Genomic DNA, 21,800 nt, shown 5'->3' with positions numbered 1-21,800 from the left:
AATGGGGTATATAAAAACCAGAATGATTAGTTCTGGCTGTTATATTGATTTGATTTACTAATAATCGATTCTTTCAATTTATTAACAAAGATTTTTTATAGTTCTTGGTTACAATTATTTTTAAATAAAAACTATTACAAATTCCTTTATATCATTAGCTATCCAACAGCGTTTCTATACTTTCAATTTGTTTTGATAATGAATAATTCAGTACCTCCTTACTACATCTTTCACTCATTGAACTATATATTTCTGAATCTGTAAGGATTTTTATTATTGCATTTGCATATGATTCAACTGTATTCGCAATTAGTCCACACGCGCCATCACAAGATAATTCCTCTGAACCGGCAACAGGAGTTGTAATAAAAGGCTTGCCAAAATACATGGCCTCCACTATTGTCGTAGGAAACCCCTCAGCTTTTGATGTAAGACAAAAGACATTACATTCCCTATAAAAATCATACGGATTCTTTATATAACCTTTCATCTTAACCATATCTTCTAAGCCATATTCCACGATTTTTTCCGCTAAAATCTCATGCAAATCCCCTGTTCCTAAAATATTAGTGCTAAAGTTATACCCTTTATTCTTTAAGAATTTAATTACATCAAGGAAAAACAATGGATTCTTATTATCATCTAGTCTATTGCAAAATAGTAAATCAAAGTGATCGATTTTCCCGTTATTTAAACTCATACTTAAAAAATCATACCCATTATATATTCTACAAGTTTTAGAGGAGAATTCCGGAAAAACATCAATTATTGATTGCTCGGTCTGTTTTGAAATAGCTACTATAGTATCAACATGGGATAGATATTTTTTTTGTATATTCCGAAGCCTCAGATCATATTTTAAGTCGTTTATTGAACCATGAATCCAGCTGATTAGTTTTTTACTTTTCTTATTTAGCAAGAATGTAGGTATTAGGTAATTGAAAGATACCTCAACATCATAACACCTGTTCAAATACATCTTGCGAATTAGACCTGGTGCAATATACACAAGTTTGTTAAATACTTTGTTTTTTATGCGTGCAATAATACTTTTATCAGTAACATCTATTATTGGTGGTAAGATTTTAACGTAATCTTTTACCTCTTCTTTGCCGATATTTGAATGCAGAAACTCTAATATTTCAATATCGTACTTATCCCTATTTAGGTTATTCACAATATTGGCGAGTATTTTCTCTGCTCCACCTCCATAAGTAAAAGACCAGATGATAAATAGTATTCTCTTTTTTTCCATATTACATCAACTCCTTATAATCACGTTTTCGCATTATTATTTCCTTTATAAAGACAACAGCAAAAGCTTGGATCAAATATGTAATTATTACACCGGAGAGTCCAAAATTTTGAACGGAATAAAAAAGAATAAGCAAGTAGCAAATATTTACAACAATTAATATTGGAATATTATATTTAACATATCCCAATGCCATAAATAGATTGTGGGTTCCCATGGACGAATTTGCATAGCAAATATATGCTATATATAAAATTAATGGAAGCACATAAGGATCAGGATTGGTTATTAATAAATGCAGCCACAAATTATTTGTAGATAATACAAAAACCGTGCCACAAGCGAAAATTCCAAACATTAGCAATTTTAACTTATATGACAGCCTTTTTGCTCCAGAAATATCATTTTGATTGATTCGCTGATTCATCTCCGGATATATTATCTGGCTGATAGGATCTCCCAATTTATTAATAACAGAGCCAATATTGCCAAATACATTATATACCGAGGTCGCCTCAAAACCTAAATATTTATTGATTATTAATGTTGTAATTTGGTTAATAGGAAGATCTATCGTCGAGGTTAAATTACTATAAAAACTGAATTTTAAGAAATCTAGGCACATTTTTAGTTTTACCTTATAGAAATCTAGTAAATTATGTTGTCTTAGTGTCTTGATAGTATAAAAATCCAACATAATAAATTTAATAAGATTGCCAATACAATCAAAGGCAAAAAAAACAATAAAATCCATTTTTAACAGAAAGCAAATAAGAAATCCTATACACCTAACAAGAGAACACGTTACATTCGCTTTGACAACATAATGGTAATTTTCAAAAAAACGAAGGACTCCGATGCTAGTTCCTTGAAAATAAAGCAAGTAAACAATTAGATAGGCAGCACAATACTTAGAAATTGCATTGTCCCACCCCATAATACTAATAACCAAATTTCTAAGAAACAAACCACAAATTAACGTAAGAGCTAAACAGAAGAAATCCAATAAAAGCGACCATTTTATATATATTTTTGACATTTCTGTGTCGTTTGAAGCTTCTGATTTTGCTAAATACTTAATCAATGACTGAAATGTCTTAAATGAAAAAAGACCATAAAACAGGTTTGTATATGTTTGAACGCCAACCAATATGCCGTGCTGATAAGAACCTATTGTATTGATGATAAAAAAAGTCGCAAAAAAACCAAATATCGATCCAATACCTTCTCCAGAAAAAATCAATAAAAAATTGCGAATAAGCTTATTATTGATTACTTTCTCTTTTACCATCAAAAAATTATTTCTCATATTACTAGAATAATATCCTTTCTTACTATGTGTTTATAAAAATCATAGTTGTATTTCAAAAATAATTATTTGCATTTTCAAGAGCCATCCCATCTGGAAATTCAAATAAATAGTTAGGTAACTCTTTTTCAATAATTTTAACTTCGTTTTCAACGTTATTAAGACGTTTGAACAACTGAGTGTTGCTAATTGATACGTTTGGGTTAAACCCGTTAAATTTATTCACATGGCGGCCTTCAGAAATACCTAAAAAATTCAGAATGTTTTGCGCTGTTGTTTCGTAGTTATACACCAAATCTTCAAAATGAATTCTTAAAATATGATTTGAGTGACACGAGATTTCTGTTGTTCTCATTCCTTTATAATAATTGCAAAATTCGACTACATCTGTTGGATATGGAATGTCTATTTTTTTAGGATACCAAATGTATTTGTTTAATAGGAAAACATCTCGTGGATCTCGTTCTACAACAATTACCTTAAGTTCATCCCCAAAATAACGATCTATCCTAAATAGGTTATGAGGCAGTAAAAATTGATCTAAAACAACCATCTCTCCTTCAAAATAATTCAAAAAACTATTAATAAACTGTTTGGCAGACTTGTAAAACAATTCACGAGAAGGAAAACATAACGTCAAATTATTATAGCGACATGGTTTTTTTAGGGACAGCTTATTATTTGTAATTTTACCGATTAACCTCTTACAATACCACAAGCATTGCATTTTTAAATTAATAGGCATTTCTGTGTAATACCAGTAGCCACCTTTTACACTCGCTGTGGTGATTGTTGAAATAAATCGATCAACTAGGCGCAAAAAATCCTCTGAGACATTATTTTGATAATTACCTGGCCAATAGTTATTTAAATCATAAAGGTTCTTCATCTGTTTTCTGAATTGATGGATTGCTTCATCTGATCTCAACGCATTATTACCAATCAAAAGCTTATCTTCTAAATCGAACATTCCATTCGGACAATGTAAAATTATATATTCAAAATCCCCATTATTGACGTTGATTCCTTGAACTTCAGATAAAAAATCAGTAACCGCAGAGGAACCTGATCCCATATAACCAGTTGTAACAATAATCTGTTTTTTCACTCTTTTACTCCTTTGTTAAAATACTAACTGCTAGGGTCTATTTCTCAGTGCTAAAGAGTCAGCAAATATTAGTGCCTTCCTCCAAATTTTTATGAGAATACGAAACTTAAAAAACGTATGTGGTTTTTCGGGCATACTATCTAAAGAAACAATTGTGTTATGGGAATATGCTCTGCCAATTGAAAAAGAGTTCTTCATTTGAATGTCTAATTTAGTTTTAGATATTCCATTTTCATTTATCCTATATTTTAAAAGAACTTCAGGAACATTCCCTAACCGATAACCAGCAAGTGCTGCGCGAACCAAAAAATCATAATCTTCACAAGCTTCTATTTTTCTATAACCATGCAAATCTTCAAATACACATTTTTTTCCTAACCAGGAAGGATGAGCAATACAACCTTCAATTCTCAGCATTTTTTTTATAAAGTAATCTGTACAGCATGTATGCCAAGGATACATTTCTCCGTTATCATTAAATGGCTGTACTATAGTACCCACCAAGTCGAAATTGTGCGTTTTTATGTAATTCACTTGTTGTTCAATCCTATCCTTTAGCGATATATCATCTGCATCCATTCTAGCAATATATTTCCCTTCACAATAGCACAACCCTTTATTCAAACTTGAAACTAAGCCTAGATTAGTTTTGTTGATAATAACTTTCACATTATTAAATTTATCAAGTACATGCTGAAAAAAAGAAATAACTTCATAATTGTCAGGGTTGTCAACAACAATAATTATTTCGATATTCTCATATGTTTGATTGAGAATTGAATAGAATGCTTGTTGTACCCAAACAACAGGCTCTTTATATGTACATAGCAGTACGCTCACTAATTCTTTCATATACCTTTACGCTCTCATATTTTTTGTTTGTAATTTATGCATTCAAATAAACATCTAAACGATATTAGCCCCAACACAAAAGAACAATATGAATACAATCCATTATATGTTATAAGTACGAATAATGACAAAAGAAAGCCGACTCTTCCTTTTCCTTTGGATAACTTAAGAATAAAAAGTAAGTAAGGAACTAACGCTACAATGCCAAATGCTGATAGCACAGTTAATACATCATTGTGCGCTTGAATTTCCATATAAACATGAGTTAAATTCCACTTCATTAGGTTCGAAAGACCACCACCCATGGCTTTTTTAACTAGATTTCCATCTAGAAAAAAATTAAGACTTGCTTCCCATATTTTTGAACGATAATTTGTGATGCTACCGTTGTTGATAGCGTTAACGGTTTTTTCTAAGACAAAAGAGAACAGATTTGTATATCTTAGCAAGATTAGAAACGCCACACCACCGGCAAACATATATAAGATTTTTTTATAATCTTTCCTTACTAAAAAATAATATGCGATGATAACAAGTGCAGCTAACAAAACGGTCCTAACCGTAGTTAATGCTATTAATCCTAAGCAAATCCCTACCATTATTAGCCATCTTACATGGCCCACTACTTGATAACAGATAAAGGCATTAGCGGCAATTATAAGTAGCTCATAAGCCAATATATGCGATAATCCATATGGTCCTTGTAAAGATATCGTCCCCCATTCTGTCGATATGCCGTTCCCTAAAAGAATTGAAATGATTAGAGCTATAAAATAGAGAGTATAGTATTTGAATACTGTTTGCTCCTTTTTCTTTAAATTTAAAATATATCGTTCTCTCAATTCTTGATCTGAGAATATATAAGAAACAACGATAAAAATCCCCAATAGCAACGAATCGCTTAACGTATCTCTATAGAAAAGAAAGTCATATATCCACTTTAAAAAAATGGCAATTACTAGAATACACATATCTTTCTTAATTCGCAGGGAAAAGTTCATATAAGTTGCAATAAAAACTGCAACATATATTAAATAAAACACTCTCATTCCTGTGCTAGATGTAAATAAAGCAAAAAAGATATACACTATGGGGAATAGTATAATTTCAGTAAATAATTTGTTCTCTGTTTTGTTATTTTGCATTGTGTTATCTTTCCTTTATATTAATCAAGTAATGTTGTAGTTTACAACGCCATACAAAAAGCCTCGCAATCTGGTCTTATATAACATTTTGTTTTCTCTATCTAAAGCATACGCCTTTAAGAGCATACCGATTGTATTCTTTAGAGCCAAATCCAATAATCTACACTTCTTTCTTCCCAAAAAGTCTATTTTAAAAAGTGCCCCTTTACCCATATAGTGTTTATAAACAGGTATTAAAGATGTCACCGGCTTAATAGGATGATAAGCAATCATGTTTTCACAAAAATAAATTCTACATCCACAGTCATATATACGTAATAAGTAATCAGTCTCTTCGCCTGACGCATAATCATTCCCCACTCCAAGCCTTTCATTAAAATCACCGATTTTACTAACTGTATTTGTCGGGATTACTAATGCTGCTGATGGACAGAATTTTATTATGCTTTTCACATTCAAAGCCTTATCATTAACTTTCGAATCATATTTTACAAATGGCGTAGTTCTATCCTCTAAGCTTAAAATTTTCCCAGATACTACTATTTCTCCATGCTTATGAATTGCTTTTTTAGCTTCCAAAAGATAGTTCTCAGAATATATTGCATCATCATCTATCAAGCATAAATAACTGCCCGTTGCATGTTTTATCCCATAATTGCGAGCTTTGGATAATCCTTTAAATGGAACGTTGTAATACTTTATTATTAAATTTTCATACTTTTCAGCTACATTCCTTGTTTTATCATCATTGCTTTGATCTACGATAATTATCTCGAAGTCTTTCTCAATCTGATTTTCAAGGGATTGTAAACACATTTCTATTTCCACACTTCTGTTTAATGTGGCCAATATAATTGAAAATAGCATATGTTTATTTCCTCTCTAATAAATCTAGTATCTTCCCAGCGGACACATCAAATCTATACTGTCCTTTCTGGAATTCATCTAACTCATGTGGCATGTTAGCCAGATTATCTTCCAAATTTAACAACAACTTTTCAAGAGCGTCTTCATCATTGCTTTTAAAGAACGTAGCCTGTTTTCTTAGAATCTCCGGCATAGATGCTGCATCAGAAGAAATAACCGCTGTACCTAGTGATAAGGCCTCAATAGGCGGAAGTCCGAATCCTTCATAAAGAGAGGGGAACACAAAGCACATAGCATTTTTGTAAATACATGCAACATCCTCATCATCAACAAATCCAGTGATATGAATTCTCTTATTTGCAGAATAGCTACTTATTATTTCATTGATATTCCATCCTACTCTCCCCACCAAAACTAAATCATAATCGACGGAATCTGCTACATCTGAAAAAGACTGAAACAATAATCTTTGATTCTTTCTAGGCTCCATCGTTGACAAAGACATAATATATTTACTCGGAAGATGATATTTCTCTTTAACATACTCAAATGAATTACTTTGGCTGACTACTTTTTCTGATGGAGCTGAATATGCTACCTGAACCTTTTTGTTATCTATTTTAAACACATCACATATTCTACTTTTAGAAAATTCTGAAACGGTTAATATTACATCTGAAACAGATACAGATTTCATACAACCAATCCTAAAATACATTCTGTGCAGAAAATCTAATGCATTGGGAAAATCCCAAATTCCCACATCATGTATTGTATTTATTACACCATTCTTCTTAACAAAAAAAGGACTAGTAAATGCTAAAAATAACTTCACATCAGCATCTGTTGAATTGACATACCCGGCAAGAGTTATTTCTCTAAAAAGCAATTTGTTATTTCCATACAATACCGTTGCTTTCACCCGATTTCCATCAATCAAATCTATGAAAGAAGCGAAAATTTCATTTCTGAATACCAACAGATATTCATTTTTAAGATCCTGTTTTACCATTTCCTCCGATATACATAACGCATAGCGCTCAATCCCGGATATGTGATAAGACAGAGATGTCAAATCAATTAATATCTTCATTTTATGCTTTCCCACTGTTTATTTTTAAAATTATATATTTTTATAACGCGAGCTGGAATTCCAACTGCAACAGAATAATCTGGGATATTACTGGTCACTACAGAATTTGCACCGATAACACAGTGCTTTCCAATATTAACTGGTCCAATAACAGATGAGTGTATACCAATCCAGGTCTCATCCCCGATTGATACCCCCCCCGAGAGAAATACCCCTGTCTGATAATTGGTTTATAAATATCTCTATATTCGTGGCTTCTATCAGATATATAAACATATGGACCAGTAGTAACATATTTTCCTAAAACCACAGATTCTTCAGCCTCAATACGTGTTCCTGTATTTAAAGATGCGAACTCACCTAATTCCACCATTCCTTTTTCAGAACAGTCGATTCTTGTCATAGATTTCAAACTTACTCCCTCATGGAAAGAACAACTACCTTTTCTTGCATTTACAACACTCAGAGGATGAATAAATAAGTCTTTTTTATACTTCAAACTATATCTCATGCACTGAATTTTTGTTAATATTTTTTTAATCATGTCTATACCTTATCATAATAAACAAACTGCAGTACCAATCTATGAGCCGTCCGACAATAGGATAAAACACTCTAAAGCTTTTGTGGTTTAATTGTAATTCTTTCACCTTACAAAAATATCTTAAATAGTTTTCAGGATGTACAATTAAATCCAAAACATTAATCCTTAGTTTATATACATCACCAAACGATTTCTCTTGTGTATCATTAACATTATCAAACCAACTGTCATTAAATTCCTTTAAAGTAGCAATTCTCTCCTGGCTACCAAATAATAAGGTATGAATTACATACTTAGATAGCTCGTACTTTGATATATTAATATTCCAGCAAATTAATGAACCATTAACATCCATCACTTTTTTTTGAAGCTCTTTAACTCTATTATAGTAGAAATCACGTTCAATTTTTTCCCATTTTTCTTCAACTTCAACATGACCATCTTGATCAAAGTATTTTTTTGCACTACCGTGTGGTGCACCTAATAATTCCTCATAAAATGTACAGTTGGTTCTGAACACACCATAAAGAGAAGATGCTTCTCCGTTTTCATTCATTTCGAATAGAATTCCTTTTCTCTTACAAACACCACCTATAGGTTTATTTTCCATAACACCAATATAGTATCCATATACATCCCATCCGAACAACTTATGAAATGCAATTTGACTTGTGCAATACCAACCTTCGTCTACAACATAAGCCGGGTTTGAAACACCGTTCTGCTCTAAATAACGCCGCAATAAATCAGCACATTCAGGATATTTTTCTGCATCTCTATTCACTCTCCTTGAATTCTTTATATAAATTGCATTTATCTTACTGTCTTTTGGAACTGCTAAGCTCTGATACTGTTCAAAACAATTTTTTAATAAGTATCCACCGCGCGAAAGAAAAGCTAAAGATTTTGCATTATCCAACTTTGCCTCTTTATGCAAATTCCTAGAAAAAAAGGATAAATTGATTCCATACTCCGCAAACAGTGTATCTGAATAGCACTTTTTGTATATGGTCTTTGCAGCATGTTTATCAAATCTGTATCCATTTCTCAATCTAATATTTGTCTTGACTTTATGAAAAAAGGGAAAATATCTAATAGCATCAATACCATGCTTTAATGCGTTTATATAATCAGACTCTTTACTATCACCAATCATAATCATGTTTTTAGGAGAGCCAAACTGAGTAATTACATACTCGTATAATTCACCACTACTTTTTGTTAGTTGTAAGTCCGATGAACATACAATCTCATCAAACAAGCTTGTCAAATCAAAGAAAGATAAATAATCATTATAAACTTCCGCTGGTAGATAGTAGTCTGTTACAAGAATTACTGACTTTCCACCTTTTCTAAGCTTCTTTAGTACATTCACAATTCTCTTGTTAGGACATTGTGTCGCCATATCTATATATTTATCAATTTGAAGTGAGGTGTCATAAAACTCATCAAAACTAAATGAAGGAGTTTTTATTTGATCAAAAACATTTTTTAATAGTACTTTGTAAGAAATTGCACATTCTTCTTTTCCTAAGTCATTTATTACGTTTTTTCTAATTGAAGTCAGGTTCAAATCAATTAATTCAGGGAACTTGACTTTTAATGCATTTTCCCATTGTTCCATCAATTGGAATGAGTGTACCTCTCGAAACATAACTGTATCAAAGAAATCCACCAGTATATGAGTCTTATTTACGCACTTTTTTTTGATATTATTATAAAACATGCATATTCCTCTATTTACTATACTTCCTTATCAACTTCAAAATTTTCACGTCATCTACAAAATATCTTTTAAACATCCGCTTTGGTTCCTGTAAAAACCTATAAAACCATTCAAGCCCATGGTCGCTCATCCACTTAGGTGCGCGATTTACATTACCAGCAAGAAAATCTACTGTTGCTCCGGCACATACAGAAACCTTTGCATCATATTTCTGATAGTTTTCATATATCCACTTTTCTTGTTTCGGACAACCAAAACAAGCGATAAGAATATCTGGATGGGTGCTTGATATCATCTCATTGATTCTATTTAGTTCTTTCTCGTCCTTCTCAAATCCAAATGGAGGAGCATAAGTGCCAACGATTCTTATCTCTGGCAAATCTCTTTCAAGATTTTGTTTTGCCTTTTCTGCAATACCTTCTTTACCGCCGATAATAAAAATGGAGTAGCCTTTTTCTGCGGCTCTCTCACATAAGATAGGTACAAGGTCTGATCCTGATATTTTGGCTTTAATTGGTCTTTTATGCCATTTTGCAATCCATTCTAGAGGCTTCCCATCGACTAAGACCATATCAGCTTTGTCAGTGATTTCTTTTAAATGGCTGTCATTTTCAATTTTCATTACAACGTCAACATTAATTGCAACGATGTAACTTTTCTTTTCAGAAGCAATCATATCTTCAATAGCTTGAATAGCTTCATCCATATTAACGTTGTTTACATATGTATTTAAGAGTGGTTGCTTCTCCATAATTATCTACTCTCCAAAAAATCTATCTTCAAGCATCAAACATAAGCAGTGATAAATCGGCAAATGATGCTCTTGAATCATATAAGTTCTTGTCTGTGATGAGCGAATTGTGACATCCGCCATGCCACTTAATTTACTGTCCCTTGCTCCTGTTAATCCGACAACCTTCATACCTCTAGCCTTTGCGACAGTTGCGGCATAAAGAATGTTTTTAGAATTACCAGATGTTGAGATACCTAAGAACACATCTCCTTTTCTGCCATAACCATTAACCTGTTGAGCAAAACAAAGAAGTGGTTCACAGTCATTCATATAAGCTGTAGAAAGAGCAAAATGTCCATCAAGAGCGATTGCAGGTAATCCTCCCTGAAGATGCTTTCCGAGAACTTCTCCTAGTTCATCATTTACACCCTTCAACTTCTCTACTTCTACTTCTTTCAGCTTTCTCGGATTTTCAAATCCCTTCATCAGCTCACCAACGATGTGTTCAGCATCGGCAGCTGATCCCCCGTTTCCTGCGATGAGAAGTTTTCCTTCGTTACTGTAACTATCCTCTAGAATATGGTAGGCTTCAATTATATTTTCTCTCTGGCTTTCTAACTCAGGGTATCTTTCAATTAGTACGTCTACATGTTTCATTGGATTCATAACTCTTTACCTCAAATACTGATCCACAAAATCTTTCAAACTAGCAACACAGATATCCTGTCCGTAGTATTCACATTCTGTATTAAGTAGTACGGTCTTGCATCCTGCTGTCTTACCAGCTTTAATATCATTCTCACCATCGCCAACCATGTAGGACTGGCTCAAATCTATATTCAAATCCTCTGCAGCTTTTAAGAGCATTCCCGGCTTTGGCTTTCTACATTCACAGTCAATCTTCAGCTCTTTCACTTCTCCCTCATATCCAGAATGTGGGTGGTGTGGACAGAAGTAAATACCATCAAGGTATGCGCCTTCCCTGCCAAGAAGTGTTTCCATCTTATTGTGGATTGTCTCCAAGCCCTCAAATGTCACCTCACCTCTGGCAATGACTGGCTGGTTGGTGACAACTACTGCTAAGTACCCGGATTTGTTTATTGTCTTAATTGCCTCTGCCACTCCAGGAAGAAGATCAAATTCTTCTTCTTTTCTCAGGAAACCAACATACTTGTTGATTGTTCCGTCTCTATCTAAGAAAATAGCTTTCTGTTTATTTTTAAGATTCTTCGCCTGAACTACTCCCTTTTTAAAATCCTCTTCAACCTGGTGGAATCTCTCCGGTGTGCCCATGTCTTTCACGTACTCTGGTGAGTCATAACAAAACATAGTTCCAGTTCCACAGAGCGGTTTCAAGATTTGGCGGTCCAGATCTACTTTCCGACCATCACCTATTTCTTCTTTCTTAATCCCACTCAGTTCCAAAGCCTTTGGCGAGATTACGTGAAGACCGGCATTTACTCGGTTCTTGTAGTAAAGAGGTCTTTCATCCTCTTTTGCTAACCACTTCTCTACATTTCCATTCTCTCCTGCAATAATCAAACCACTGTCATACGGATGAGAATTTGGGTGAGTGAAAAGAGTAACCAAGCCACCATGTTGCTTGTGAAACTCAACCATCCTATTGAAGTCCACATCAAACACAGCGTCTGCGTTGAGAAGGAGGAAATCTTCATCACCTAGCTTCTCTTTCAACATGAATAATGCACCGGCATTACCCAACGGTTCTTTTTCCACAAAATAATCTATATGTGTTCTATATTTTCTACCATTACCAAAATGGTGCATGATCTTACCAGCCATGTAACTGACAGTAAGAATAATGTCTGTAAACCCCTGATCGCGCAGAGAAATGATTTCTCTTTCGAGAACTGGGATACCTTGAATAGGTATCAAAGGTTTTGGTATATCGGGGAATAATTCAGAGATACGTGTACCTCTTCCCCCTGCCATTAATACTACTTTCATTCTTATCTCATCTCATATTCTTCCGGGCTATAATGAATAACCCTAGTACCACCATCTTCAAACTTGAATGGTATGTACATTAAATCTTTCATTGCTTCTTTTACTGCTTCTTGTTTTTCTGGTTGAACGTAGAATACTAAGAATCCACCACCGCCAGCACCAAGCAGCTTTCCACCAAGAGCACCTGCAGCCATTCCTTTTTCGTACAGCTCATCAATGCTTCCAGTGCTGATTGCACTACCGGTACCCTTTTTCAATCTCCAAGTTAAATCAAGCAAGCGACCAAAATCATCCAGGTCCCGTTCCTTATTGGTCAGTATTGCTTCTGCTGCATCAACAAGCTCATACATCTTCTTCAGCCTTGCACGTTTTTCTTCTGTTGAGGAAACTTTGTTAGCTTTCTGCACATCAGAAGAGAAACGAGTAAATCCTGTGAAGAACATCATCAGATTGTTATTGAGTTGTCTTTTTCTCTCCGGGGAGATGATAACAGGAAGAACCTCGTATCCGTCAGCGTTGAAGTTGATACGATTAAACCCACCAAATGATGCTGCAATCTGATCTTGCCATCCACCGGCTTCATTACACAAAACTCGCTCAAGATAGATAGCTTCATCTGCCAACTTTTTTTTGGAAGCATACTTTCCCTTAAGCGCATAGAAAGCATTGAGCATACCAACTGCAAAAGAAGAACTTGTGCCCAGACCAGAACGAGCTGGAAGGTCAGCTTCATATGTAAGTCTTATCTCACGCATATCAAGCATCTTCATGGCATTTCTAATTGCAGGATGCTGGATATCGTTAACATCAGTAACTCTCTCTGTCTTTGAATAGGAAAGCTCAGTAGAATAATCAAAAAAACGTGGAAGATGTCTTACATTTACATAACAATATTTATCAAATGTAGTGGAAAGAACTGCTCCTCCATTCTCTCTAAAATAGTCTTCCATATCTGTTCCGCCGCCAAAAAAGCTCATGCGGAATGGTGTTTTAGTGATTATCATACTGAATTTTCCTCGTTTCTAATTTTTCTTCTAATCCGGTTGCCGGTATTCTTCTTATCAACTACTAAACTGAACTTCTAATCTTTCTTGTGTGATTTAGCTCTTACAGCCCTTTTCTCTTCATAACCTCAACAACCTTATTTACCATCTCCTGGCAAATCTCAGTTGTTTCAGCTTCTACCATTACTCGAACAACAGGTTCAGTTCCGCTTTCTCTGACAAGAATCCTACCCTTGTCTCCCAGCGTCTCTTCAACTTCTTTTATCGCTTCCCTGACCTCAGCATCATCCTAAGCAGCCTTCTTGTCAGAAACTCTGACGTTCTCAAGAACCTGAGGGTACATAACCAGCCCCTCACTCAGTTCACTAATTTTTTTCTTTCTGCCGATCATGACCTGCATCATCTTAAGAGATCTAATATATAATTATTTATTTCATTTTATTATAAAGCCAATCACATTGAACCATCTTTCTTCACAACCACCATCACAGTCTTAAAGAGTATCTTAATATCCAATCCAATATTCCAGTTCTCAATATACTCTTTATCTAATCTCACAACTTCTTCAAAGTCCGTAATGTCACTTCTTCCACTAACCTGCCACATCCCAGTAATTCCAGGTTTAATTGCAAGTCGAGCTTTATGATGCGGTTCATACAAATTCGTCTCCGAAATCAGCGGTGGCCTTGTCCCCACAATGGACATGTCCCCCTTCAGCACATTAAAAAACTGTGGGAACTCATCCAGACTCGTCCGTCTAATAAAGTTGCCAACTCCGGTCTTATGTGTCCCATCCGGCAGCACCTTATTTCCAATTACTCGAGGATCAAAGTCCATCTTGAACATTTTTCCGTCGCCCAGCTTATTTTCTTTCATGAGCTCGGCTTTTCGCTCTTCGGCGTCCATGTACATGCTGCGGAATTTGTACATTTTGAATTTCTTTCCGTTCTTGCCTACGCGCTCCTGAGAGAAGAAGATCGGACCGGGGGAGGCGAGGTAGATTGCGGGGCCTACGAAGAGGGTAATGATTCCGGTGAAAATGCAGCCTACCAGACCGCCGCAGATGTCCATGAGACGTTTCAGGAACAACTGGCCGAAGGAGGCGTAGTTCAGGCTTGTGGTGAGGACGGTGTAGTTGCCGACTTTTTCCACAAACTGTCTTTTGCCGGTTTTGTTGGTGATCTTGGCAAGGTTCAGGTGGACGGTTACGCCGGTTTCCGTGAGCTTGTCGATCAGGTCGTTGGGATATGGAAGGTGCTCGGATACCACTACCAGCACTTCGTCGATCCACTCCTGGCAGACGTACATGGAAACGTCGCTTTCATTTGCCACAACAGGGACGCCGCAGATTTCCTGGCCAACACAGTCGTCGTCGATCACGACTACTCCGGCGATGGAGTATCTGGCGTAGTTGTTCTCCTGCATGCTGCGGACCACTTTGGCAGCTTTGTCTTTGGAGGTGACGATGAGAAGCTTCTTGTCGCCGCCGTTTTCCATTTTTTTATGTAAGGAATTTTTCCAGATTTCACGAATGACGTAGGAAAGGATCAGATAAATGATCACGGTGGTGATCAGGATCATTCTGGAAAAACTCTGGCCTTCCTGGATCATGAACAGATAGATGATTGCCAGCACGCCTACGATGATGGATTGTTTCAGGGTGGCTACAAATTCTTTATAGTGGCCTCGTTTCAGCACGCTTTTCATAGTGCCTGCTGTGAAGATCACTACCAGATCTGCCAGACCGAGAAATACCGCCATGTTCCGGTACAAAATGTCACTGTACAGATTCATTCCTTTCCCGCGCAGCGCGTATGCCAGAATAAATGCCAGCTGCAGGCAAAGCAGATCCAGCACAATAAAGTCTGCATGTTTTAACCAGCCTTCTGAGTCCTTTCGATACATATTTTCCTTTTTCCCTCCCAAGTAATTCTTTGCAATTTCAGTGATTCCTCTCGTGTCTGGAATCACCATGGTAAAATTCCGTCTTATTGTTATATTTATAACTTATCTAAAATTATATATTCCCGCTAACGCGCTCTAACAGAATTTTCAAAACCTGTTCGTTTCCAGAAATCACCTTTTCCCGTAATTTCCGTCGTCACGTTAGCAGTTCCTAACATACAATTCTTTCCTATTTTGACAAAGTTCACCATTCCAGTCTTCTTAATAAGATAGCACCCTCTTTATTTAGTGTCAACCCCCCCCCGGCTTTCTTTCCGGGGGTTCTGAGGAAGTTTGGTGATTTTACCCACTTAATTTGTCTTTTTTCAAGTTTTTTCCACTACTTTTTCATGAAGTGTTTGATAAACAGGTACATGAGGATCACCAGGGCACCAAAATAGCCCAAAACTCCCAGTGCCGGGATGCCAAACATTTTCGGTGTCATATCAGTAGTGCAGATGATGCTGGAGCTGATCAGAAGTGCCATGACCCACAGGCCAAGGACGATGTTCCGGATCAGACGGCGCATCAGCCATGCCAGGTCGTCGGAGGCGTGGAGATCCAGGTTGATCTTTGTCTGGCCTTTCATGCAGCCCTGGAGAAAATCTGCTGCCAGGGCGGGAATGTCTACGGCGCGGAGCATGGTACGGTACAACTTTTTGCCGGTGCCTTTCATCTGTTTTTTCCAGTTGCCATCTTCCAGAAGGGTGCCTTTCAAACGGGCGGCTGCGATCTGGACCATGTTGATATCCGGGCTGATGTCGGCAAGTACCCCTTCCATATGTGTCAGGCCACGTGCAAGCATGGTGAGACCGTGGGGCATGACGATCTTGTTCTCTTTCATCACATCCATCAGGTCGGTGAGGATCTCTACGATATCGATTTCGCCCATGTCTGCGGTGCCGTATTTCGCCATAAGGTCGCGGATGTCTGTGTAAAGACGGCTCTGGTCTGGTTTTCCCTTAAATTCTCCAAGTGCGAGAACGGCGTCTTGGATTTTCCCAATGTCGTTCAGGGCCACGCCTTCGATGGCCTGGCCGATCAGTTCACGGTCGTGGTCATTCAGACGGCCCATCATTCCCATGTCGATCCAGACGATCTTGCCGCCCTGGATCATCACATTTCCAGGATGGGGATCTGCGTGGAAAAAGCCGTCGTCCATCACCTGTTTGATGAAGTTGTCTACGAATTTGCTGCCGATCTCGTCCAGGTCGTAGCCTCCGGCCAGGAGGGTCTCTTTGTCATCGATGGGGATGCCGTCGATGTATTCCATGACCAGCACGTTGGCGGTGGTGTATTCCCGGTAAAGGATGGGCGTTTTTACAAATGCCACGTTTTTGTTTTTGCGGGAAAATTCCTCCATATTAGCGGCTTCGGTGAGGAAGTTCATCTCTTCCTGGGTGACCCGCCAAAGCTCTTCCAGCACAAGGTTCAGGTCTACGGCTTCCTTAATGCTTACCGGTGGAAGGAGTTTCACCGCTTTTTTCATAAGGCCAATGTCCCGGGCCATGACTTCGTAGATGCCCTTTCGCTGAACCTTCACCACTACTTCTTCGCCGGTTTTCAGGACGGCGCGGTGGACCTGGGCGATGGAGGCTGAGCCAAGGGGCTTCTGCCTAATTTCCTGGAATTCTTCCTGCCAGGGGCAGCCGAAGGCTTCCTGGAGGACTTCTTCTACTTCGGAAAATGGCATGGGTGGGACGTCTGAGCAAAGCTTCATCAGCTCGTCGCAGTAGCGCTTGGGCAAAATGTCGGAGCGCAGGGACATGATCTGGCCTAATTTGATAAAGGTGGGGCCAAGGTCGGTGAGGATCAGGCGGAGCTTCTCCGGGGACACGCCACGGGTGATGGCGTGTTTATGGAGGACGGCGGTGATTTCCTTTAGACGTTCTTTGTAATTACCAGAATCTTTCGGGTTCTGGTTTCTGGCCTTTGCGCTGTCTGTCTCCACTTTTTGGTTCCTTTTTTCTGTTTCTTCTGTCACACCCATGTCTGTTCCCCTTACTACAAAGGCAGGATTCGGGTTCTTTCTTTCCTCGTCCTGCCTTTCTGAATTTCTTTATTTTGTTCAGAAATGCGGTACCGCATTTCTGAAACAAGGCAATAATATTTCTTTTTCCCGAAAATGTTATTGCTTATTCCTGTGGATCTGCCTCGTATTCTTCTTTGGCTTCCTCGGCTTCTGCCTCTTCTTCCTCGGTTTCTGTTTCTTCAGCCACCGGCTCCTCCGGTGCAGCTTCCTCTGCATCCACATCCTTCTCCTGCATCCTGCTGATCTGCTCTTTCAATGCTGCAAGCTGATCCGGGGTCATTTTGCTAAGGACGTCCTTCAGCTCGTCCGGGTTGGATGGCTTCAGGGTTACGTTTACGTTCTTCTTCACGCTCTCTTTGATATTGTGCTTCAGTTCCTGATTGAGAACCTTGCCCTGTTCTACGGTGAGCTCACCTTTTTTTACCAGTTCATCCAAAACCTCTTTGGATTTCTCTGCGGTCACTGCTGCAGTGCCGATTCCTGCAAGTAAAATTTTTTTGATGCCTTCTCCAAGCTCCATAGTGTGTGCTCCTTTCTTTATAGGACTCCCAGAAATACAAGTCCTTTGGGTACAATTTCTTTTGTTTCCACAGTATAACACGTTTTGTTAAAAATAGCTATATTTTTTCCTATAACGCCTTCATTTTATAATCTAAATCACCAATCATATAACTTCTTTTATATGTACATTTACATGTATTTGCATCAAATATAGCAACATTATAGGAATTCTTATCAAAAGTACTGATATATTTCACTCCATCATACCCCAAATATTTCGCAAAATCACTTATATATTGAGTTGGCAGATAATCAAGATCACTGTCTCTTTTACTCACGGGTTTTGCAAGATCTTTTTCTATATTTCGAAGATGTTTTTCATTAAGTAAAAATTTCACCTTGTCTTTATCTGCATAGAACGGTGAATTGTGTGTGATCATACTTAGATCAATAATCTTCAAATCTTGCTTAACTCTAAATGTACCAATTGTAACAAAGTCGAAAACTCCAGCACGAATTTCTTTTATCGTTGTTTTTCTTTCATTTGCCAAATACAAACAACTGATTCCCTTTGAATTTGCTCTTCCAGCGGACGCTACATCATCTGGAGGTGCTCCCATCTCACTTGGTTTATACCCGTTTGCATCTTTTGCAATTCGTGCCCGATATAATCTGGTGCCTTTCGGAATAATAGAAACAATCTCTCTCAAAATTTCAGCCAACATTTCCAGATTAATGTATTTCGCATGAAATCTATTTTCATTGCGCAAATACCTTCTGAAATCTTCCCACTGATATTTTCCCAAAACAGAGTTTTGTTCTAAAAAAGTATCTTCATATAATTTGGGTATTCCAACCTTCTGAGACAAAAGCCGTTCATCCAAATCAATCGATGATATTATTATTTCTTCAAGAATTGTTCTTATTCCTGCTTCTTCAAGATTAAAAATCTTCCAATCATTTTTTATATGTTGTTCTATATTCTTTTTCGCGTCATCTGGAAAAGCTGCATCCAAGTTTTCTTCAGGACTGTATATTTCTATTATGGATGTTAACAATTCTTCAAAATCTGAATTCCAAGAATCTGAATCACTGTCATAAATCCAAGTATCCTTAGCCCCACAAATAGGGCACTGCCCTTTATGATTAAGAGATTCTATGGAGGCCCTTATTTCTGGATCCTTAAAGCATTCCACACAACAAATCATATATTTTCCTCCAGAAAATCTCCCATCAGTTCAAGGTGATGCATTAACGAATATTTTTTTATCACGCCCAAGCCTGGAAATCTTCCGTTTTCGTAATAATTAATTAAACTTCTTCCCCCTCTTGTCCTTCTGATCTGATCTAATTTGTCCCATTCAACAAGTTTATCCATGGCTTCCTCAAATTTTCTTGGTACATCAGAATAACCTCTATTCGAATCAGATACAAAATGGTGAACTCTTAATTCCTTCCGTTCTCCCAAATAAACAATATGAACTGCAATTGCTACAGGTGCAAAACCGCTTTCATCATATTCATTTCCTACTATTGAATAATCAGAAAAGCCCTGATATCCTCTCCTTGCATAAACTAAATGATTTTTGCTAAAAAATACATCTGGCTCATCAATATAGTCAGCATTTCTTTTTGCTTTCTGATAACAATCTTCCAGAATAATAGCATTTCCGACCACTTCATCTTTAAAATCTTCATCTTTCGGAATAAATGATGCTTCCACTAAAAGTTCATTGCCATGTTCTATATAAAATTCATCATTTCCTCTATTTTGATTTAACAGATATAATTTTTCTCGTTCTGCTTCTGGCATTTTCAATACTTTATCTATTGTTTCGGCATCAACTAAATATGCTTTACAAATATGTTTGTCTTTTAAAATACTGTCATATTCATCCAGCAATTTTTTCAATTTTGTTCTTTTTTCATCCGTATCCGCTTTTTCAGAATCCACTATAGCTTTTTGAAATTCATCTTCAAACTTTCCCACTGCAGGATTCTTTATTAAAATAATCTGTCTTTCATTTTCAGCAAATTTTTTCAAAGTTGACACAAAGGTACTACTGAATTTTACTGGTTCAAGAACCGGTGTAACACATTTGCTTAATTTTTTTGATTCCAGCAATTCCATTAAACATAATAGTTCATTCTGTCTTCCTCTTAAATATGGATAATACATCTTACACCTCCAGTTTCTCGTTCCAAAACTTATTTATAAGCTCATACTGATTATGATTTTCCTTCGAAAAATATGTATAAAAGCGCAATTCATACGGTATTGTTTCTTCAAATACATCTTCTACAACTAACTGCATTCTTTTCTTAAGACATTCAAGCATATCTTTTTGAAAAGTTCTAATATTTATTCTTTGTGCCCATTTAAGGCATTCCCGATAATATTGAAAGTTATTAACATCTGGCAATTTGCCATAATGTTTTAACAAAATGCTCTCAAATTCCTTCTTTCTCAAAATTCCAAACATTGTTTCATAAGACAATTCACGATCATTACATTTTTCTTTCTTTTTGCAACGAATATTTCCATTTTTCCCCAGAACATAGATTCCCACTTTCGACTCATCAAGAATATCCTTTATTTTATCATATTGCTTATTCCCGACAACAACATTTACATACTTAAATGCCTTATAATAGTCTGAAAGCTGACTGTTCAATCTATTAAAATTGTCCAGATCAGTTTTTATTTCGTATACAACACCTCTACCATTAATCATTATAAAGTCTGCTTTCGAATCACCTATAGGTAGTTCAGTTAATGCCACAGTATTATATAAATCATGTTTTTTTATCAGCAGTTGATTTAAAATTGTATTTTTAAAAAAATATTCGTTTCTATACGAATGATCCATGTAATGATATATTTGACTTATGGCTTCTCCATAAGTAATATTTTCATTTTCTTTAACGTATCTGCTAACACATTTAAAAAATATATCTTTATCCTTTTTTCCACTAATCATTTTATCAATATATGGAACTGTGAAAACCTTATTTATAAAATAATCATATAATTTGTTCATTAATTTTCCCTCATTCCATATTTTTCACTCTTACAAAATTAGATTCTAAAACCATTTATATTTTTATATTACCATACTTCTCTTTAATCTGCTATTGCCATTTTTTATAAAAGAGAGTAACCATCTTGGTCACTCTCTTCTAATAATTACAAGCTCAGTGTTATTTACCATTTTCATAGTAACGCAAGCTTTTACAGTATTTCTTTTTAACGAACTCTTTTATATCACTCTGTTTATAGGACTCCCAGAAATACCAGCCCTTTAGGTACGAAAATGATCAATCCGGCGATGGCGGCCATGATTGCGGCGATTAGGACGGCTCCGGCGGCGGTGTCCTTGGCGATCTTCGCCAGGGGCTTGTACTCACTGGTTACCAGGTCTACCACGGATTCTACGGCGGTGTTCACCAGCTCCAGTGCCATCACCAGTCCGAAAAGGCCAAGACAGATGCACCATTCCACTGGGGAAAGCTTCAGGATGATGCCTGCGGTCACTACCAGGACTGCCATGATACAGTGAATCTTCATGTTCCGTTCCTTACGGATGCAGGTGAAAATTCCTTCAAATGCGTATCCGAAACTTTTCGTAATTGGTGGTTTCTTGGGTGCTGTCATTTCGTACACTTCCTGTCTGTTGGTTTGGAAGTAGTATAGCATATTTTGTGAGAAATTACTATAA

The 21,800-nt window shown here is 36.6% G+C and carries 21 protein-coding genes and 1 pseudogene; all 22 read right to left on the bottom strand.

Going from position 1 to position 21,800, the window contains the following annotated elements; all coding sequences use genetic code 11:
• Positions 1-154: 154 nt before the first annotated feature.
• Complete coding sequence (locus ACTQWB_RS01985; RefSeq protein WP_441500088.1) at positions 155-1,255, bottom strand: glycosyltransferase; 1,101 nt, start codon at positions 1,253-1,255, stop codon at positions 155-157.
• A 1-nt stretch (position 1,256) separates the two neighbouring features.
• Positions 1,257-2,546 carry a lipopolysaccharide biosynthesis protein gene (locus ACTQWB_RS01980; protein WP_441500109.1) on the bottom strand — a complete coding sequence of 430 codons (1,290 nt, stop codon included), beginning with the start codon at positions 2,544-2,546 and terminating at the stop codon, positions 1,257-1,259.
• Positions 2,547-2,619: 73 nt separating this feature from the next.
• Positions 2,620-3,672: a sulfotransferase gene (locus ACTQWB_RS01975; protein WP_441500087.1), complete on the bottom strand. Its 1,053-nt coding sequence runs from the start codon at positions 3,670-3,672 to the stop codon at positions 2,620-2,622.
• Between the two features lie 30 nt (positions 3,673-3,702).
• Positions 3,703-4,524 (bottom strand): glycosyltransferase, encoded by an 822-nt coding sequence (locus ACTQWB_RS01970; RefSeq protein WP_441500086.1) that lies wholly within the window; start codon positions 4,522-4,524, stop codon positions 3,703-3,705.
• 14 nt (positions 4,525-4,538) lie between these two features.
• The gene (locus tag ACTQWB_RS01965) at positions 4,539-5,669 is read right to left on the bottom strand and encodes an O-antigen ligase family protein (protein ID WP_441500085.1); all 1,131 of its coding nucleotides are present in this window, start codon (positions 5,667-5,669) and stop codon (positions 4,539-4,541) included.
• Positions 5,670-5,693: 24 nt separating this feature from the next.
• Positions 5,694-6,536 carry a glycosyltransferase family 2 protein gene (locus tag ACTQWB_RS01960; RefSeq protein WP_441500084.1) on the bottom strand — a complete coding sequence of 281 codons (843 nt, stop codon included), beginning with the start codon at positions 6,534-6,536 and terminating at the stop codon, positions 5,694-5,696.
• 4 nt (positions 6,537-6,540) lie between these two features.
• On the bottom strand, positions 6,541-7,629 hold the full coding sequence (locus tag ACTQWB_RS01955) for a glycosyltransferase family 4 protein (RefSeq protein WP_441500083.1): 1,089 nt from the start codon (positions 7,627-7,629) through the stop codon (positions 6,541-6,543).
• Positions 7,626-7,778, bottom strand: a complete 153-nt coding sequence (locus tag ACTQWB_RS01950; RefSeq protein WP_441500108.1) for a hypothetical protein — start codon at positions 7,776-7,778, stop codon at positions 7,626-7,628. Before ACTQWB_RS01950 ends, ACTQWB_RS01955 begins: the two co-directional genes overlap by 4 nt.
• Positions 7,727-8,128: an acyltransferase gene (locus tag ACTQWB_RS01945; protein WP_441500082.1), complete on the bottom strand. Its 402-nt coding sequence runs from the start codon at positions 8,126-8,128 to the stop codon at positions 7,727-7,729. The genes ACTQWB_RS01950 and ACTQWB_RS01945 overlap by 52 nt, the downstream gene beginning before the upstream one ends.
• Before the next feature lie 37 nt (positions 8,129-8,165).
• Positions 8,166-9,899 (bottom strand): HAD-IA family hydrolase, encoded by a 1,734-nt coding sequence (locus tag ACTQWB_RS01940; protein ID WP_441500081.1) that lies wholly within the window; start codon positions 9,897-9,899, stop codon positions 8,166-8,168.
• A gap of 10 nt (positions 9,900-9,909) precedes the next feature.
• Positions 9,910-10,650, bottom strand: coding sequence for a WecB/TagA/CpsF family glycosyltransferase (locus ACTQWB_RS01935; protein WP_441500080.1), 741 nt, complete (start codon positions 10,648-10,650; stop codon positions 9,910-9,912).
• Between the two features lie 6 nt (positions 10,651-10,656).
• Positions 10,657-11,298 (bottom strand): D-sedoheptulose-7-phosphate isomerase, encoded by a 642-nt coding sequence (locus ACTQWB_RS01930; RefSeq protein WP_441500079.1) that lies wholly within the window; start codon positions 11,296-11,298, stop codon positions 10,657-10,659.
• Positions 11,299-11,304: 6 nt separating this feature from the next.
• Positions 11,305-12,600 carry a D-glycero-beta-D-manno-heptose 1,7-bisphosphate 7-phosphatase gene (gene gmhB / locus ACTQWB_RS01925; RefSeq protein WP_441500078.1) on the bottom strand — a complete coding sequence of 432 codons (1,296 nt, stop codon included), beginning with the start codon at positions 12,598-12,600 and terminating at the stop codon, positions 11,305-11,307.
• A gap of 2 nt (positions 12,601-12,602) precedes the next feature.
• Positions 12,603-13,604, bottom strand: coding sequence for a GHMP family kinase ATP-binding protein (locus tag ACTQWB_RS01920; RefSeq protein ID WP_441500077.1), 1,002 nt, complete (start codon positions 13,602-13,604; stop codon positions 12,603-12,605).
• Between the two features lie 103 nt (positions 13,605-13,707).
• A pseudogene (locus tag ACTQWB_RS01915) lies at positions 13,708-13,878 on the bottom strand (DUF384 domain-containing protein); the annotation flags it as partial.
• Positions 13,879-14,057: 179 nt separating this feature from the next.
• Positions 14,058-15,509 carry a sugar transferase gene (locus ACTQWB_RS01910; RefSeq protein WP_441500076.1) on the bottom strand — a complete coding sequence of 484 codons (1,452 nt, stop codon included), beginning with the start codon at positions 15,507-15,509 and terminating at the stop codon, positions 14,058-14,060.
• A gap of 379 nt (positions 15,510-15,888) precedes the next feature.
• The gene (locus ACTQWB_RS01905) at positions 15,889-17,538 is read right to left on the bottom strand and encodes an ABC1 kinase family protein (RefSeq protein WP_441500075.1); all 1,650 of its coding nucleotides are present in this window, start codon (positions 17,536-17,538) and stop codon (positions 15,889-15,891) included.
• Between the two features lie 145 nt (positions 17,539-17,683).
• Positions 17,684-18,100 carry a phasin family protein gene (locus tag ACTQWB_RS01900; RefSeq protein WP_441500074.1) on the bottom strand — a complete coding sequence of 139 codons (417 nt, stop codon included), beginning with the start codon at positions 18,098-18,100 and terminating at the stop codon, positions 17,684-17,686.
• Positions 18,101-18,209: 109 nt separating this feature from the next.
• Positions 18,210-19,289: an RES family NAD+ phosphorylase gene (locus tag ACTQWB_RS01895; RefSeq protein WP_441500073.1), complete on the bottom strand. Its 1,080-nt coding sequence runs from the start codon at positions 19,287-19,289 to the stop codon at positions 18,210-18,212.
• Positions 19,286-20,260 carry a sce7725 family protein gene (locus ACTQWB_RS01890; RefSeq protein WP_441500072.1) on the bottom strand — a complete coding sequence of 325 codons (975 nt, stop codon included), beginning with the start codon at positions 20,258-20,260 and terminating at the stop codon, positions 19,286-19,288. Before ACTQWB_RS01890 ends, ACTQWB_RS01895 begins: the two co-directional genes overlap by 4 nt.
• Before the next feature lies 1 nt (position 20,261).
• On the bottom strand, positions 20,262-21,122 hold the full coding sequence (locus tag ACTQWB_RS01885) for a sce7726 family protein (protein ID WP_441500071.1): 861 nt from the start codon (positions 21,120-21,122) through the stop codon (positions 20,262-20,264).
• A gap of 233 nt (positions 21,123-21,355) precedes the next feature.
• Positions 21,356-21,736 carry a diacylglycerol kinase family protein gene (locus ACTQWB_RS01880; protein WP_441500070.1) on the bottom strand — a complete coding sequence of 127 codons (381 nt, stop codon included), beginning with the start codon at positions 21,734-21,736 and terminating at the stop codon, positions 21,356-21,358.
• Between the last annotated feature and the right edge of the window lie 64 nt (positions 21,737-21,800).

It is taken from the genome of Blautia sp. HCP3S3_H10_2 (assembly GCF_052122375.1).
GTDB lineage: Bacteria > Bacillota > Clostridia > Lachnospirales > Lachnospiraceae > Blautia_A.
Note: the sequence above shows the minus strand (reverse complement) of the source record. Positions and strands in the feature narration are given on the sequence as shown.

Bases quoted from the DNA above. Each gene is read 5' to 3' on its own strand.
- ACTQWB_RS01970 (WP_441500086.1), bottom strand. From the start codon at position 4,524: ATGAAAGAATTAGTGAGCGTACTGCTATGTACATATAAAGAGCCTGTT.
- ACTQWB_RS01930 (WP_441500079.1), bottom strand. From the start codon at position 11,298: ATGAATCCAATGAAACATGTAGACGTACTAATTGAAAGATACCCTGAG.
- ACTQWB_RS01960 (WP_441500084.1), bottom strand. From the start codon at position 6,536: ATGCTATTTTCAATTATATTGGCCACATTAAACAGAAGTGTGGAAATA.
- ACTQWB_RS01955 (WP_441500083.1), bottom strand. From the start codon at position 7,629: ATGAAGATATTAATTGATTTGACATCTCTGTCTTATCACATATCCGGG.
- ACTQWB_RS01905 (WP_441500075.1), bottom strand. From the start codon at position 17,538: ATGGGTGTGACAGAAGAAACAGAAAAAAGGAACCAAAAAGTGGAGACA.
- ACTQWB_RS01895 (WP_441500073.1), bottom strand. From the start codon at position 19,289: ATGATTTGTTGTGTGGAATGCTTTAAGGATCCAGAAATAAGGGCCTCC.
- ACTQWB_RS01920 (WP_441500077.1), bottom strand. From the start codon at position 13,604: ATGATAATCACTAAAACACCATTCCGCATGAGCTTTTTTGGCGGCGGA.
- ACTQWB_RS01885 (WP_441500071.1), bottom strand. From the start codon at position 21,122: ATGAACAAATTATATGATTATTTTATAAATAAGGTTTTCACAGTTCCA.
- ACTQWB_RS01910 (WP_441500076.1), bottom strand. From the start codon at position 15,509: ATGTATCGAAAGGACTCAGAAGGCTGGTTAAAACATGCAGACTTTATT.
- ACTQWB_RS01940 (WP_441500081.1), bottom strand. From the start codon at position 9,899: ATGTTTTATAATAATATCAAAAAAAAGTGCGTAAATAAGACTCATATA.
- ACTQWB_RS01880 (WP_441500070.1), bottom strand. From the start codon at position 21,736: ATGACAGCACCCAAGAAACCACCAATTACGAAAAGTTTCGGATACGCA.
- gmhB (WP_441500078.1), bottom strand. From the start codon at position 12,600: ATGAAAGTAGTATTAATGGCAGGGGGAAGAGGTACACGTATCTCTGAA.
- ACTQWB_RS01985 (WP_441500088.1), bottom strand. From the start codon at position 1,255: ATGGAAAAAAAGAGAATACTATTTATCATCTGGTCTTTTACTTATGGA.
- ACTQWB_RS01965 (WP_441500085.1), bottom strand. From the start codon at position 5,669: ATGCAAAATAACAAAACAGAGAACAAATTATTTACTGAAATTATACTA.
- ACTQWB_RS01980 (WP_441500109.1), bottom strand. From the start codon at position 2,546: ATGGTAAAAGAGAAAGTAATCAATAATAAGCTTATTCGCAATTTTTTA.
- ACTQWB_RS01900 (WP_441500074.1), bottom strand. From the start codon at position 18,100: ATGGAGCTTGGAGAAGGCATCAAAAAAATTTTACTTGCAGGAATCGGC.
- ACTQWB_RS01935 (WP_441500080.1), bottom strand. From the start codon at position 10,650: ATGGAGAAGCAACCACTCTTAAATACATATGTAAACAACGTTAATATG.
- ACTQWB_RS01890 (WP_441500072.1), bottom strand. From the start codon at position 20,260: ATGTATTATCCATATTTAAGAGGAAGACAGAATGAACTATTATGTTTA.